The 13,222-nt window shown below is 66.6% G+C and carries 11 protein-coding genes; 5 read left to right on the top strand and 6 right to left on the bottom strand.

Going from position 1 to position 13,222, the window contains the following annotated elements; genetic code table 11:
- Positions 1–48 precede the first annotated feature (48 nt).
- The gene (locus GH2_RS17410; protein ID WP_066170994.1) at positions 49–555 is read left to right on the top strand and encodes an SRPBCC family protein; all 507 of its coding nucleotides are present in this window, start codon (positions 49–51) and stop codon (positions 553–555) included.
- Between the two features lie 95 nt (positions 556–650).
- A complete protein-coding gene (locus GH2_RS17415) occupies positions 651–1,196 on the top strand; it encodes an endonuclease domain-containing protein (RefSeq protein WP_066170997.1) in 546 nt (181 codons plus the stop codon).
- A gap of 58 nt (positions 1,197–1,254) precedes the next feature.
- Here the strand turns inward: GH2_RS17415 and GH2_RS17420 are convergent, their stop codons facing one another.
- Both GH2_RS17420 and GH2_RS17425 read right to left on the bottom strand, forming a co-directional pair.
- Positions 1,255–2,397 carry a cystathionine gamma-synthase gene (locus tag GH2_RS17420; RefSeq protein WP_066171000.1) on the bottom strand — a complete coding sequence of 381 codons (1,143 nt, stop codon included), beginning with the start codon at positions 2,395–2,397 and terminating at the stop codon, positions 1,255–1,257.
- On the bottom strand, positions 2,397–3,812 hold the full coding sequence (locus GH2_RS17425) for a cystathionine beta-synthase (protein ID WP_066171301.1): 1,416 nt from the start codon (positions 3,810–3,812) through the stop codon (positions 2,397–2,399). Before GH2_RS17425 ends, GH2_RS17420 begins: the two co-directional genes overlap by 1 nt.
- 99 nt (positions 3,813–3,911) lie before the next feature.
- Here GH2_RS17425 and GH2_RS17430 point away from each other — a divergent pair, with 99 nt between their 5' ends.
- Positions 3,912–5,129: an acetyl-CoA C-acetyltransferase gene (locus GH2_RS17430; protein WP_066171004.1), complete on the top strand. Its 1,218-nt coding sequence runs from the start codon at positions 3,912–3,914 to the stop codon at positions 5,127–5,129.
- An 80-nt stretch (positions 5,130–5,209) separates the two neighbouring features.
- On the opposite strand, the gene GH2_RS17435 is transcribed toward GH2_RS17430, so the two are convergent.
- From GH2_RS17435 to GH2_RS17450, 4 genes are all read right to left on the bottom strand, one after another.
- The gene (locus GH2_RS17435; RefSeq protein ID WP_239589106.1) at positions 5,210–6,709 is read right to left on the bottom strand and encodes an MDR family MFS transporter; all 1,500 of its coding nucleotides are present in this window, start codon (positions 6,707–6,709) and stop codon (positions 5,210–5,212) included.
- A gap of 285 nt (positions 6,710–6,994) precedes the next feature.
- Complete coding sequence (locus GH2_RS17440; protein WP_066171304.1) at positions 6,995–7,861, bottom strand: Bax inhibitor-1/YccA family protein; 867 nt, start codon at positions 7,859–7,861, stop codon at positions 6,995–6,997.
- Between the two features lie 89 nt (positions 7,862–7,950).
- The gene (locus GH2_RS17445; protein ID WP_066171011.1) at positions 7,951–8,598 is read right to left on the bottom strand and encodes a TetR/AcrR family transcriptional regulator; all 648 of its coding nucleotides are present in this window, start codon (positions 8,596–8,598) and stop codon (positions 7,951–7,953) included.
- Between the two features lie 9 nt (positions 8,599–8,607).
- Entirely contained in the window at positions 8,608–10,821 is a 2,214-nt protein-coding gene (locus GH2_RS17450) for an MMPL family transporter (RefSeq protein WP_066171307.1), read from the bottom strand.
- A gap of 129 nt (positions 10,822–10,950) precedes the next feature.
- Between GH2_RS17450 and GH2_RS17455 the strand changes: the two genes are divergently transcribed.
- Together GH2_RS17455 and GH2_RS17460 are read left to right on the top strand one after the other, a co-directional pair.
- Entirely contained in the window at positions 10,951–12,066 is a 1,116-nt protein-coding gene (locus tag GH2_RS17455) for a phosphotransferase family protein (RefSeq protein WP_066171016.1), read from the top strand.
- On the top strand, positions 12,063–13,193 hold the full coding sequence (locus tag GH2_RS17460) for an Rv3169 family protein (protein ID WP_066171018.1): 1,131 nt from the start codon (positions 12,063–12,065) through the stop codon (positions 13,191–13,193). The genes GH2_RS17455 and GH2_RS17460 overlap by 4 nt, the downstream gene beginning before the upstream one ends.
- Positions 13,194–13,222: the final 29 nt, after the last annotated feature.

The raw sequence follows: 13,222 nt of genomic DNA on the forward strand, positions 1-13,222 counted from the left end.
AACATTCGCGGATGTGGCTCGGATCCGGGGGGCGCTACAGTCGATCGCATGGCCTACGACCTCGAACCGTTCGACCAGTCCTTCTTCGACACTGCGCCGATGCGGTACGTCATCGACGTCGACATCCCTGTCGCTCCGCAGACCGCGTGGGCGGAGTTCACCCGGCAGAACACGCTCGACTGGTGCCGCGCCCTGAACTCGGTGCGCTTCACCTCTCCGGAGCCGTACCAGGTCGGGACCACCCGGTCGGTGGCGTTGGGACCTGGAGGCCTGGTCAAGATGGACGAGTTGTTCTTCCTGTGGAACGACAACGCCACCACCGCCACGTACCAGCACGCCTTCCATGGTGTCCGCGCGAATGTGCCCGGCCTCAAGAAGTTCGGCGAGTACACCGCAGTGTCGCCCACCGACAACGGGTCCCGTCTGGTCTGGAAGTTCGCCATGGAACTCGGCGGGATCGCGCTCCCCTCGTTCCTGTCAGGGCCCATCTCCAGCGGCGCGTTCGGCACCGTCGAGAGCGACACGATCAAGCACTTCTCGACGTTCTCTCGGTAATCGCAGTTCTCCCGACACGCCCGGGATGACCGAAATGGAACCCGGCGGCCACGCTGCGCGTCTAATCGATCGTGGAGAACAAACGATCGACCAGAGTGCGCCGACGCTCGTTCCCGAGTGAAGACCTCACTGAAGTGCGGGGCATCCCGACCACCGCTCTCCCACTCACCATTCTTGCGGCCGCAGGCGAACTCGATGACGGCCTCGCGATCATGGATCGCGCCTTACAGACCAGAAAGGTGTCCCTCCACGAACTCCGAGCAGCACTCGACCGCAATTCCGGCGCCATCGGGATGCTCCACGCCCGGCGTCTGCTCGCCGCAGCCGAAGACCTGTCCGAATCCGAGTTGGAACGCAAGTTCGTCCGCTTCCTCCGTCGACACCGCATCACCGGCTGGCAACAGCAGGTATACGTCGGTCATCGACGCATCGACTTCGTCTGGCCCGCCGAGAGAATCGCGGTCTCCCTCCACGGCTGGGCATTCCACCACGTCCACGACCGCTGGGAAGGCGATCAGGAGACCACCAACATGCTCGTCGGCCTCGGCTGGTTGCCGCTGATCTTCACCTGGAAGCGCCTCGAATTCGAACCTGACGGCGTGCGCAGCGAGTTGTGCGCGGCCATCGAACTACGACAGTAAGAAAATGGTGCGTCCGTGCGGCCTATAGCCGCACGGACGCACCATATTTCGATCAGAATCAGGCGAGAGCCTGGCGCACATCCTCCACGAGGTCATCGACGTCCTCGATGCCGACCGACAGGCGGACGAGGTTGTCCGGAACCTCGAGCAGGGAGCCTGCGGTCGAGGCGTGCGTCATCGCGCCCGGGTGCTCGATCAGCGATTCGATGCCGCCGAGCGACTCCGCGAGGGTGAAGATCTTGGTGCGCGAGCAGAACTCCAGCGCGGCCTCACGACCGCCTGCCAGCTGCACGGAGATCATGCCGCCGAACCGCCGCATCTGCTTGGCGGCAGCCTCGTGACCGGGGTGATCGGCAAGGCCCGGGTACAGGACCTTCTCGATCTTCGGGTGCGAGGTGAAGAACTCGACGAGTGCCTCGGCATTGTCGCTGTGCCGATCCATGCGGACGGCGAGGGTTTTGATGCCGCGCATGGTGAGGTACGCATCGAACGGCCCGGGCACGGCGCCCGCGCCGTTCTGCAGAAACGCGATGTCGGCATCGAGCTGCTCGTCATTGGTGACGATGGCGCCGCCGACCACATCCGAGTGACCACCGAGGTACTTGGTCGTCGAATGCACCACGACGTCGGCACCCAGCGTCAACGGCTGCTCCAGGTACGGGCTCGCGAAGGTGTTGTCGACCACCAGCTTGGCGCCTGCCGCATGCGCGACCTCGGCGATGGCGGCGATGTCACCGACATTGAGCAGCGGGTTGGTCGGCGTCTCGACCCACACCAGCTTGGTCTGCGGCGTGATGGCCTCGCGGATCGCGTCGACGTCGACGACCGGGGCCGCAGAGTAGGTGAGCCCCCATTGCGTGAAGACCTTGTCGATCAGCCGGAAGGTGCCGCCGTACGCGTCGTTCGGGATCACCAGGTGATCGCCGGGGCGCATGGTGGCGCGGAGCAGCGCATCGGTGGCAGCCATGCCGGACGCGAACGCCCGACCGTACGTGCCGGCTTCGATGGCGGCCAGGTTGGCTTCGAGGACACGACGCGTCGGGTTGCCGGTGCGGGCGTATTCGAATCCGTCGCGCATGCCGCCGACGCCGTCCTGCGCGAATGTCGAGCTCGCGTAGATCGGCACGTTGACCGCACCGGTGCGACCGTCGGGATCCCAGCCCGCGTGAATCGCCTTGGTTGAAAATCCCTGGTCAGCCACTACTTCTCCTCTTGCTGCTGGTGAACGATGGGGTGCGTGCTTGCGAAGGCGAGCAGGTCGTGACGCGTGATGACGCCGACCGGCTTACCGTCCTCCACCACCATCAACGCATCGGAGGTGCTCAAAGCTTCCATCGCCGAGGAAACCGGCTCACCGGCACCGATCAGCGGGAACGCTTCGCCCATGTGCGCCGCCACCGGGTCGGCCAGGTTGGCACGGCCTTCGAACACTGCGCTGAGCAGGTCACGCTCGGACACCGCGCCCGCGACCTCGCCCGCAGTGATGGGCGGCTCGGCGCCGACCACCGGCATCTGCGAGACGCCGAACTCGCGGAGAATCTCGATCGCATCGCGCAACGTCTCCTGCGGATGCGTGTGCACCAGATCCGGCAGCGCGCCGTCCTTGCCGCGCAGCACATCGCCGACGAGCGACTCGGTGCGCTCCACGCCGTCGAGCGGGGTGCGCAGGAAGCCGTAGCTGCTCATCCAGTCGTCGTTGAAGATCTTCGACATGTAACCGCGCCCGCCGTCCGGCAGTAGCACGACCACCACGGCGTCGGGGCCCTCGCGCTCGGCGACCTTCAGTCCGGCGACGACGGCCATGCCGCACGAGCCACCGACCAACAGGCCCTCCTCGCGAGCCAGGCGACGCGTCATCTCGAACGAGTCGGCGTCGGAGACGGCGATGATCTCGTCGGGCACGGTCGGGTCGTAGGCACCCGGCCAGAAGTCTTCACCGACGCCTTCGACGAGGTACGGCCGACCGGACCCGCCCGAGTACACCGACCCCTCGGGGTCCACACCGACGACCTTGACCCGGCCCTCGGACACCTCTTTGAGGTAGCGGCCGGTGCCGGTGATGGTGCCACCGGTGCCGACGCCGGCGACGAAATGCGTCACCTTGCCGTCGGTGTCGTTCCAGATCTCCGGACCGGTGGTCTCGTAGTGGCTCAGCGGGCCGTTCTGGTTCTCGTACTGATTGGGCTTCCACCCGCCCTCGATCTCCCGCGTGAGGCGGTCGGAGACGTTGTAGTAGCTGTCGGGATGCTCCGGCGGCACCGCCGTCGGGCACACGACCACCTCGGCGCCGTACGCGCGCAACACATTCCGCTTGTCCTCGGCTACCTTGTCCGGGCACACGAAGACGCACTTGTACCCGCGCTGCTGCGCGACGAGCGCCAGGCCGACACCGGTGTTGCCCGAAGTCGGTTCGACGATGGTGCCGCCGGGCTTCAGCTCCCCGGACGCTTCGGCCGCGTCGATCATGCGAGTGGCGATGCGGTCCTTGGAACTGCCACCCGGGTTCATGTACTCGACCTTGGCCGCAACCAGACCGGACCCCGGCTTCACGACCTTGTTCAGCTTGACCAGTGGAGTGTTTCCGACCAGGTCCACGACATGATTGGCGATACGCATGACGTCCATGTTCCCATCCCGGCCAAGTTCGCGCCGGATCGGGCCGACAAGTGGGGCGAACGCGGTACCCGGACTCGCAAGTAGCGTAACCTGACGCTCATGCCAGAAGCTGTCATTGTCGCCACTGCCCGTTCCCCTATCGGCCGCGCCGGAAAGGGCTCGCTCAAGGACGTTCGTCCTGACGAGCTCGCACGCCAGATGATCGCGGCCGCCCTCGCCAAGGTCCCCGAGCTCGACACCGCCGACATCGAGGACATCCACCTCGGCATCGGCCAGCCCGGCGGTGCGGGCGGCTACAACATCGCTCGTTCGGTCGCCGTCCAGCTGGGCCTGGACCACGTCCCCGGCGTTTCGGTGAACCGCTACTGCTCCTCGTCGCTGCAGACCACCCGCATGGCGCTGCACGCCATCAAGTCCGGTGAGGGCGAGGTCTTCATCTCGGGCGGCGTCGAGAGCGTCTCGAGCTTCGGTTACGCCGGAGCCGCAGACGGACTGCCGAACTCCAAGAACCCGCTGTTCGCCGACGCCGAGGCCCGCACGGTGAAGACCGCCGAGGGCGGCGTCGCCTGGCACGACCCCCGCGAGGACGGCCTGATCCCCGACGTCTACATCCCGATGGGTCAGACCGCCGAGAACGTCGCCTCCCTGACCGGCATCTCGCGTGAGGACCAGGACCGCTGGGGCGTCCGGAGCCAGAATCGCGCCGAGAAGGCCATCAACGACGGCTTCTTCGCCCGCGAGATCGACCCGATCACCCTCGCCGACGGCACCCAGGTGACCACCGACGACGGCCCGCGTGCAGGCACCACCTACGAGAAGATCTCGCAGTTGAACCCGGTCTTCCGTCCCGACGGCACCATCACGGCGGGCAACGCCTGCCCGCTGAACGACGGCGCCGCCGCGCTCGTCATCATGAGCGACACCAAGGCCAAGGCCCTCGGCCTCAAGCCGCTGGCCCGCGTCGTCGCGACCGCGGCCACCGGCCTGTCGCCGGAGATCATGGGCCTCGGCCCGATCGAGGCGGTCCGCAAGGTGCTGCGCGTGGCGGGAATGTCGATCTCCGACATCGACCTGTTCGAGATCAACGAGGCGTTCGCCGTTCAGGTTCTGGGTTCGGCCGCCGAACTCGGCATCGACCACGACAAGCTGAACGTCTCGGGTGGCGCGATCGCTCTGGGCCACCCGTTCGGCATGACCGGTGCCCGCATCACCACCACCCTGCTGAACAACCTCAACACCTACGACGGCCAGTTCGGCATCGAGACCATGTGTGTCGGTGGCGGACAGGGCATGGCCATGGTGCTTGAGCGCCTGTAGCCAACCCCGCAGACCGATGGCTGCATCTTTCGAGTCTCAGACTCGAAAGATGCAGCCATTGCGCTTGCCTCACCTGCCGTCTACTCGGCAGCGCCGACCTTCTCGGCCTGAGTCGCACTGCTGCCGGTCGCAGCGTCATCATCCGACGGAGCGACCTCGTCGGTCTCCGGGGTCCGCACCAGCAGTCCGAGTCCGATCAGCACCAGACCGAGCACGCCCGCGCAGAAGAACACGGTCCGTACGCCGTTGGTGATCGCCTCGGGCGCGGCGACACCGGAGTCCTGATCGGCGGTCGCGACCACGGTCATGACCGTGATGAACAGGGCGGTGCCCGCGGCGCCCGCCACCTGCTGCAGCGTGCCGAGCACGGCAGAACCGTGGGCGTACAGTCGCGGCGCGAGGGCGCTGAGGCTGACCGTCATCAACGGTGTGAAGGTAGCGGCCAGGCCCACACAGAGCACGGTCTGCGCGGCTACCAGCAGCCAGGCGGAGACGCCCGAGTTCACACTCGTCAGCAGCCAGACGCCGCTCGCAATCAGCACCGTCCCGGGGATCACCAGCACCCGAGCACCGCGGGCGTCGTAGATCCGCCCGATGAGCGGCGAAGCCAGACCCATCAGCAGCCCGCCGGGCAGCATCAGCAGCCCGGTCGCCGATGGACTCAGCGCCAGCACCTCTTGCGCGAAGTACGGGACGACGATGAAGGTGCCCATCATGGTCGCCATCGCTGCGACCATCAGCACGATCGCCAGCGTGAACGTCGGGGAGGCGAAGACCCGCAGGTCCAGCAACGCCCGATCGGACTTCTGCAGTTGCAGCTGGCGAAGAACGAACACCGCGAGAGCGGCTCCGCCGAGGACGAACGGGATCCAGATCGGCATCGCCGCCTCGCCCCTCGCGGATTCGCCGATGGCGACGAGCCCGTAGACGAAGCCGCCGAAGCCGAAGACGGCCATCGGCAGGGACACGTAGTCGATCTGCTCGGACGTACGGTCACCGACCGGCCGCACGAAGATCGCGCCGATGACCAGCGCGACGACGGCGATCGGCAGCACCACACCGAAGATCGCGCGCCAGTGCCAGTGGTCGAGGATCACGCCGGACAGGGTGGGACCGAGCGCGGGGGCCACGGCGATGACCACCGAGATGTTGCCCATCATGGCGCCACGACGGTGCTCCGGCACCAGTGTCATCACCGTCGTCATCAGCAGCGGCAGCATGACGGCGGTGCCGAGCGCCTGCACTACCCGGGCGATGAGCAGCACCACGAATCCGGGCGCGACCAGCGCCAGCAGGGTGCCAAGCGCGAACAGCGTCATCGCGGCCAGGTACATGGTCCGGGTACCGAAGCGCTGGATCAGGAATCCGGTCAGCGGAATCACGACGGCCATCGTCAGCATGAAGATGGTGGTGAGCCACTGGCCGTGCGTCGGATCGACGCCGAGGTCGCGCTGCAGCACCGGCAGCGCGATGCTCATCACCGTCTCGTTGAGGATGACGACGAAGGTCGCGACGATGAGGGTCGCGATGATCGTGAGATTCGTCCGCGACAGACGGTCGTCCGATGTCTGCGCGGTCATTTCGGAGGTCATCACTGCCAATCGCTCGGTGGGATCTGAGAACTGTTCAAGACAACAGCATCGGAGGCTGATCGTGCAATCGAGTTTCGCGGTTCTCGACCGATCACGAAGGCGATCTCAGGCACAGCACGCTCCCGTCGTCTGCGGCACCCGTCGGGCGCCGTCACAGAAATAGACCGGAACCGGCCGCGAAACTGATCGGTGCCTCCCGAGAAATTCTGCCGGACAGCACAGAGCCCGACGGCGCACGAGGCACCGCCGGGCTCAGTAGAGCTCAGCACACTCCTAGTCGCTATTGAAGTAACTCAGCAGACGCAGGATCTCGATGTACAGCCACACCAGGGTGACCGTCAGGCCGAGGGCGATGCCCCAGGCGGCCTTCGACGGTGCACCGGCACGGATGAGCTGGTCGGCCTGATCGAAGTCGAGCAGGAACGAGAACGCCGCGAGGCCGATGCACACCAGCGAGAAGATGATGGCGATGGGGCCACCGTCGCGCAGGATGCCCGCACTGCCGGTGAACATGCCGATCACCAGGTTGCCGAGCATCAGCACCAGGACGCCGACCAGGCCTGCCATCAGCATGCGCGTGAAGCGCGGGGTCACGCGGATGGCGCCGACCTTGTAGACGACGAGCATGCCGAGGAAGACGCCCAGCGTGCCCAGGACGGCCTGTCCGATGAGCGCGCCGGCGCTGGTGTTCGACACCATGAAGTTGCCGAAGACGTACGAGATTGCACCGACGAAGAGCCCTTCGAAAGCGGCGTACGCCAGGACGATGCCGGGGTTGTCCTGCTTGCGACCGAAGGTCGCGACCAGAACCAGTCCGAGGCCGCCGAGCATGCCGACGAGCCACAGTGGCATCGCGAGCGACTCGTTCTGGCTGATCGCAAAGTATGCGCCTGCCGCGAACACGACGAGGACGCCGAGGGTCATCGCAGTCTTGGTGACGACGTCGTCGATCGTCAGTGGTCGGGTGCCAGTCTGCGGGGTGTATCCCTGCGTGTACTGGTCGGTGTACTGCTGCTGGGTCGCAGCCATCGACGCCTGTCCGGCGCCGGCGAAGCCCTGACTGAAGGAGGCGTAACCGCCGTTCTCCTTCTTGTTGTCACGGACCACGCCACGCATGATCGGGTTGGAACTTTCTCGCACCACTGCTCCTTCAGCAAAGATGTGGGTCAGTCTTTCTTGGCCTACTCACGTAGATAACGCTCGTCATCGCCGTTCAGTTCCCACACTACCTATTCCGGACTCAGACCTCTGCACACCGCTCGCAAAGTGGACTCGGCGAGTGCCAGATCGTCGCCCCACGGCAGTCCCGGTTTGGCGATCATCAGGGACGCGAGACCGTGCGCCGTCGACCACAGTTGCAGGACAGTCTGGACGACGTCGCCGCGCGGGATGGCGCCCTCGGCCATCAGCGCCTCGACGGTGTCCGAGAAATGGACGAACGCCGACGACAGCAGCACCTCGTCGGTCAGCGTCGGTTCACCGGGTGGGGTGATGCGAGCGAAGGTGATCCGATACATCACCGCGCTGTCGATCGCGAAGCGCACGTAGGCCATGCCCTGCGCGAGGCCGCGGTCGAAGGGGTCGTCGATCCCCGCCGACGCCTCCATCATCACCTGATCGAACTGCTCGAAGAAGCGTGCGCAGACGGCGTCGAGCAGCGCTTCCTTGTCCTCGAAATGCAGATAGATCGACGGCGACGTGACGCCCACCCGTCGCGCGACGGCGCGAATCGACACCTGGTCCTCGGTCCCGGCCTCGATCAGCAGGTCAGTGGTGGCCGCGATGATCTCCTCGGCGAGCTGCTCCCCGGATCCGCGTGGCGACCGCGGTCGCACTGTCCCGTCACCGCTCCCCTGCGTCGCGACACCCTGACTCATGTTCGCTGATCACTCCTCTGTGAATCCGATCCGCTCGTGCAGTCTTCTCAGCGGGGCCGGTGCCCACCAGTTTCCCACTCCCATCAACCGCATGAATGCCGGAACCAGAAGCATTCGGATGAACGACGCGTCCATCAGGACCGCGATCGCCAGCCCCACTCCGAACATCCGCATGAATGACACCTCCGACGCCGCGATGCCCGCGAAGACGATGCTCATCAGGAGTGCGGCGGCGGTGACGACCCGGCCGGTGCGCGCGAGTCCGACCGCGACGGCGTGGTCGTTGGCCGCGCGTGTGCGGTCGGACTTCAACCACTCCTCGCGGATCCGTCCGAGGAGGAAGACCTCGTAGTCCATCGACAGTCCGAAGGCGATGCAGAACATCAGCACGGGCATCGTCGCGACCAGGTAGCCGGTCGGCGTGGTGCCGAACGCCCCGAGGTGCCCGTCCTGGAAGATCCACACCATGGCCCCGAACGTCGCCGACAGCGAGAGCACGTTGAGGACCAGCGCCTTCAGCGGAAGCAGCACGCTGCCGCTGAACAGGAACAGCAGCAGATAGGTCAGCACGGCGATCACCACGAGGACCCACGGCAGATAGGTGAACAGCGATGCGACGACGTCGGAGTTCATCGCCGCCATGCCGGTGAAGTCGACGTCCGCATCCGCGGGAGCGGCGACCGCGCGCAGGGCGTCGATCTGCTCCTGCCCGGCGTCGCTCAGCGGATCCTCGGTGCTCGATACGGTGACCACACCCAGATCCCCGGACCGGTCCGCGGGGTTGCCGGGCGCCACCTGTCGACCGTGAACGAAGACGCCGACCGGGCTGGTCACGGCACCCACACCGTCGACCTGCGACAGCCGCGCGGCATAGGCGCCGAGCGCGTCGTCGGACACCGCGCCCTCCACGACAGCCGTGGCGGTACCGCCCGAGTCTTGCGCGAACTCGTCGTCGATCTCGGCTTGCACGGCGTGCGACGTCGCGGACGCGGGCAGCACCCGGGTGTCGGGGAAGCCGAACTTGATGCCGAGAAATGGTGCGCCGAGGATCAGCAGGATCGCGGGGACCACGATCGCGACGGGGATCGCGCGTTTCAGCACCGCCGTCGCCGTCCGGTACCAACCGGTCTGTTCGACGGGTTTGACCTCAGGTTCTTCTCGCCCCAGCCGACGGCGGAGCCAGGCGCGCACATTGAGGGCGTCGACGCGGTCGCCGAGCACCATCAGCAGCGCCGGGGTTATGATCAGCGCCGCGGCGACGGCCACCACGACGACCCCGACCCCGGCGTACGCGAACGAACGGAGGAAGTACATCGGGAAGATCGCCAGCGCGGCGAGCGACAAGCCGACGGTGATTCCGGAGAACAGGACCGTTCGGCCGGCTGTGTCCATGGTGCGAATGATGGCGGCGCGCCGGTCGAGTCCGCGATCCACCTCTTCGCGATAGCGCGTGACGATGAGCAGCGTGTAATCGATGGCCAGAGCCAGACCCATGGCGGTGGTCAGGTTGAGCGCGAAGATCGAGACGTCCGCGACTCCCGCGATCACCCGAAGGAATGCGAGGGTGCCGACGATCGCCGCAACACCGACGATGATCGGCAACGACGCCGCGACGAGTCCGCCGAACACCACGATCAACAGCAGAAAGCTGATGGGAATGGCGATGGCCTCGGCCACCAGGAGGTCCTTCGACGTCTGCTCGTTGACCTGCTCGAACATGAGCGCCTGTCCGCCGACGGAGACCTCGAAGCCGTCGACGGTCCCGGTGAGTCGCTCAGCGAGGTCGGCGGCCCGGCCCGGCGCGAGTTCGTCGCCGCCCGCCACACCCGCGATGATCAGGGTCGACGACTTGTCGGTGCTGAGCAGTTCGCCTGCGAGTCCGGGGTCGGCCCAGACCGAGAGGATCGGCGCCTCGATGTGACCGGTGGCTTCGAGCTGCCCGACGATTCTGGTACCGAGCGCCTCGGCCTCGGGACTGGTCGAGAGATCAGTGCCGGGAGCGCCGTCGAGTTTGACGACGAGGGTCGGCCCGCCGCGATGGAACTGCTGTTCCAGGACGTCACGCGCGTGCGACGACTCCGCGTGCGGGTCCTCGAAACCGCCGGCCAGCATCTTGTCCGCGGCGCCGAGACCGTAGGCGCCGCACAACGCCAGCAGGACGACGGCCAGGCCGAGCACGAGTTTCGGCGCGGCGACGACGCGCTCGGCCAGTCGGGTGATCATCATGGGAGTCCTTCGCAGACGTCGTCACTTACCGACGTTAAGTTAACAGCGATATCCCATCATCGACAGTCCCGTGCCACCGTGAGTGATTCACCCCTCATCTCGAGTAGAACGTGTTTCAATGCACTCATGGCGGCGATAGACGACGACAGCGCACAGGTGGCCCGGCCGAGCGAATCGCGCCGCGACCCGCAGTGGCTGCGGGAACGACTCGATCGGTGGCTCAAATCCCAGGCCGGACCCGACGCCGAGATCACCGACGTGACGATCCCGGAGTCGAACGGAATGTCCAGCGAGACGCTCCTCGCGGAAGCGACGTGGGGCGGCGAGGACCGTCGACTTGTGGTCCGCGTGGCGCCCCAGGCCGACAGCGATCCGGTGTTTCCCCACTACGACCTCGACGGCCAGTACCGGATCATCGAGCACGTCCGCGCACACTCCGACGTCCCGCTTCCCCGCCTGTGGTGGTCCGAACCGAGCGACGCCGCCCTCGGCGCACCGTTCTTCGTGATGGACCGGGTCGACGGCGAGGTCCCGCCCGACGTGATGCCCTACAACTTCGGCTCGTGGGTCAGCGAGGCGACCGACGAGCAGCGCACGGCATTGATGCGCGGCTCGGTGAGCGTCCTCGCCCGCGTGCACTCGGTCCCGATCCCCGACGTCTTCGTCGCCCGTCCCACCGGCGACGACAGCCCGCTGCGCGCGCACGTCCGACGCCTCCGCGGATTCTACGACTGGGCGGCCCGCGACCGGGCCGGTTCGCCGTTGATCGACCGCGCGTTCACGTGGATCGAAGCCAACCTCCCCGAGACCGACGAGAACGTCCTGACCTGGGGCGACGCCCGCATCGGCAACATCATGTACCGCGACTTCGCGCCCGTCGCCGTGCTGGACTGGGAGATGGCGGCGATCGGCCCGCGCGAACTCGACGTCGCCTGGATGATCTTCCTGCACCGCTTCTTCCAAGACCTCGCCACCATGGCGGGCATGGACGGGCTCCCCGACTTCCTGCGCCGCGAGGACGTCGCCGCGGAGTACCTGCGGCAGACCGGACACCAACCGCAGCACCTGGACTTCTACACCGCCTACGCGGCGCTGATCCACGCGGTGGTGATGTTCCGCATCCAGTGCCGCGCCATCCACTTCGGGCACGCGCAGGAACCCGCCGATCCCGACGAACTGATCATGCACCGCGCCACACTCGACGCCATGCTCGCAGGCACCTACTGGGGACAGATCTCATGACACTCTCGGAGATGGACGACTACCCGATCCACCAGGTCGCGGAGGTGATCCGGCACGTCGGCACGTCCGACCGCAACTTCTACGACCGCTACTACTTCAACTGCCACCACGGCAGTCCCGACGATCCGTGGCTGATCGTCGGACTCGGCGTCTACCCGAACCTCGGGGTGGTCGACTGCTTCGCGGTGGTGCGGCATCACGACGAGCACATCGTCGTCCGCGGCTCCACAGCGCTGGGCGCCAACCGCAACGACCTCCAGGTGGGGCCGTTCCTCGTCGAAGTCCTCGACGGGCTGGCGCAGCTGCGCGTGCGACTCGCACCCGGTCACGGCGACGTCTCGTTCGACCTCGTCTTCGACGCCGACGGACCCGCCGCGCTGGAGCCGCGCCACTTTCAGCGCCAATTGGAACGCGTCACCTTCGACACCATGCGCTTTGTCCAGACCGGCCGGTGGACCGGATCGCTGACGGTCGACGGCCGGGAGTTCGAGGTGGAACCTCAGACCTGGCGCGGCAATCGCGACCGGTCGTGGGGTGTGCGTCCGGTCGGCGAGGCCGAGCCGCCCGGTCGACGCGCCGCGAACACCGATGCGACGTCGTTCTTCTGGATCTATGCGGTGATGCGCTTTGACGAGTACGCGATCAGTGTCCTGGTGCAGGAACTGCGCACCGGTGAACGGATCATGGGCGACGCGCGCCGCATCTGGAACAACCCCGAACGCGAGCCCGAATGGCTCGGCCGCGTGGAGCACGACATCCGGTTCGTCCCCGGCGGCCGGGAGCCTGCGTCGGCCACCCTCCGCTTCGTGAAGCCGAACGGCCACACGGTCACCGTCGAATGCGCTCCGCAGCTGGCCAACTTCATCGGCTTCGGCACCGGGTACGGCCTCGAGCAGGACTGGCGCCACGGCATGTGGCAGGGCGCGGAGAAGGTGGAGGCGCTGCGTCACAAGGTCTCCGAACTCGATGCGACGATGAAGCTGTTCTGTCCGGCCGACTATCTCGCGACCTTCGAGCTCACCGACGTCGACGGCAGTTCCGAGACCGGCCAGGGGCTGTTCGAGTTCGCGGTCATCGGCCCGCACGACCAGTACGGTTTCGCCGAGTACACCGATGTGGCGCCGTAGCGAACCGACGGCACCCGGACCCCCGGCGT

The organism is Gordonia hydrophobica NBRC 16057, from assembly GCF_001592365.1.
Classification (GTDB): Bacteria; Actinomycetota; Actinomycetes; order Mycobacteriales; family Mycobacteriaceae; genus Gordonia; species Gordonia hydrophobica.

Coding starts and splice junctions, on each gene's coding strand:
- GH2_RS17435 (WP_239589106.1), bottom strand. CDS start 6,709: ATGACCGCGCAGACATCGGACGACCGTCTGTCGCGGACGAATCTCACG.
- GH2_RS17425 (WP_066171301.1), bottom strand. CDS start 3,812: ATGCGTATCGCCAATCATGTCGTGGACCTGGTCGGAAACACTCCACTG.
- GH2_RS17410 (WP_066170994.1), top strand. CDS start 49: ATGGCCTACGACCTCGAACCGTTCGACCAGTCCTTCTTCGACACTGCG.
- GH2_RS17430 (WP_066171004.1), top strand. CDS start 3,912: ATGCCAGAAGCTGTCATTGTCGCCACTGCCCGTTCCCCTATCGGCCGC.
- GH2_RS17455 (WP_066171016.1), top strand. CDS start 10,951: ATGGCGGCGATAGACGACGACAGCGCACAGGTGGCCCGGCCGAGCGAA.
- GH2_RS17460 (WP_066171018.1), top strand. CDS start 12,063: ATGACACTCTCGGAGATGGACGACTACCCGATCCACCAGGTCGCGGAG.
- GH2_RS17445 (WP_066171011.1), bottom strand. CDS start 8,598: ATGAGTCAGGGTGTCGCGACGCAGGGGAGCGGTGACGGGACAGTGCGA.
- GH2_RS17450 (WP_066171307.1), bottom strand. CDS start 10,821: ATGATCACCCGACTGGCCGAGCGCGTCGTCGCCGCGCCGAAACTCGTG.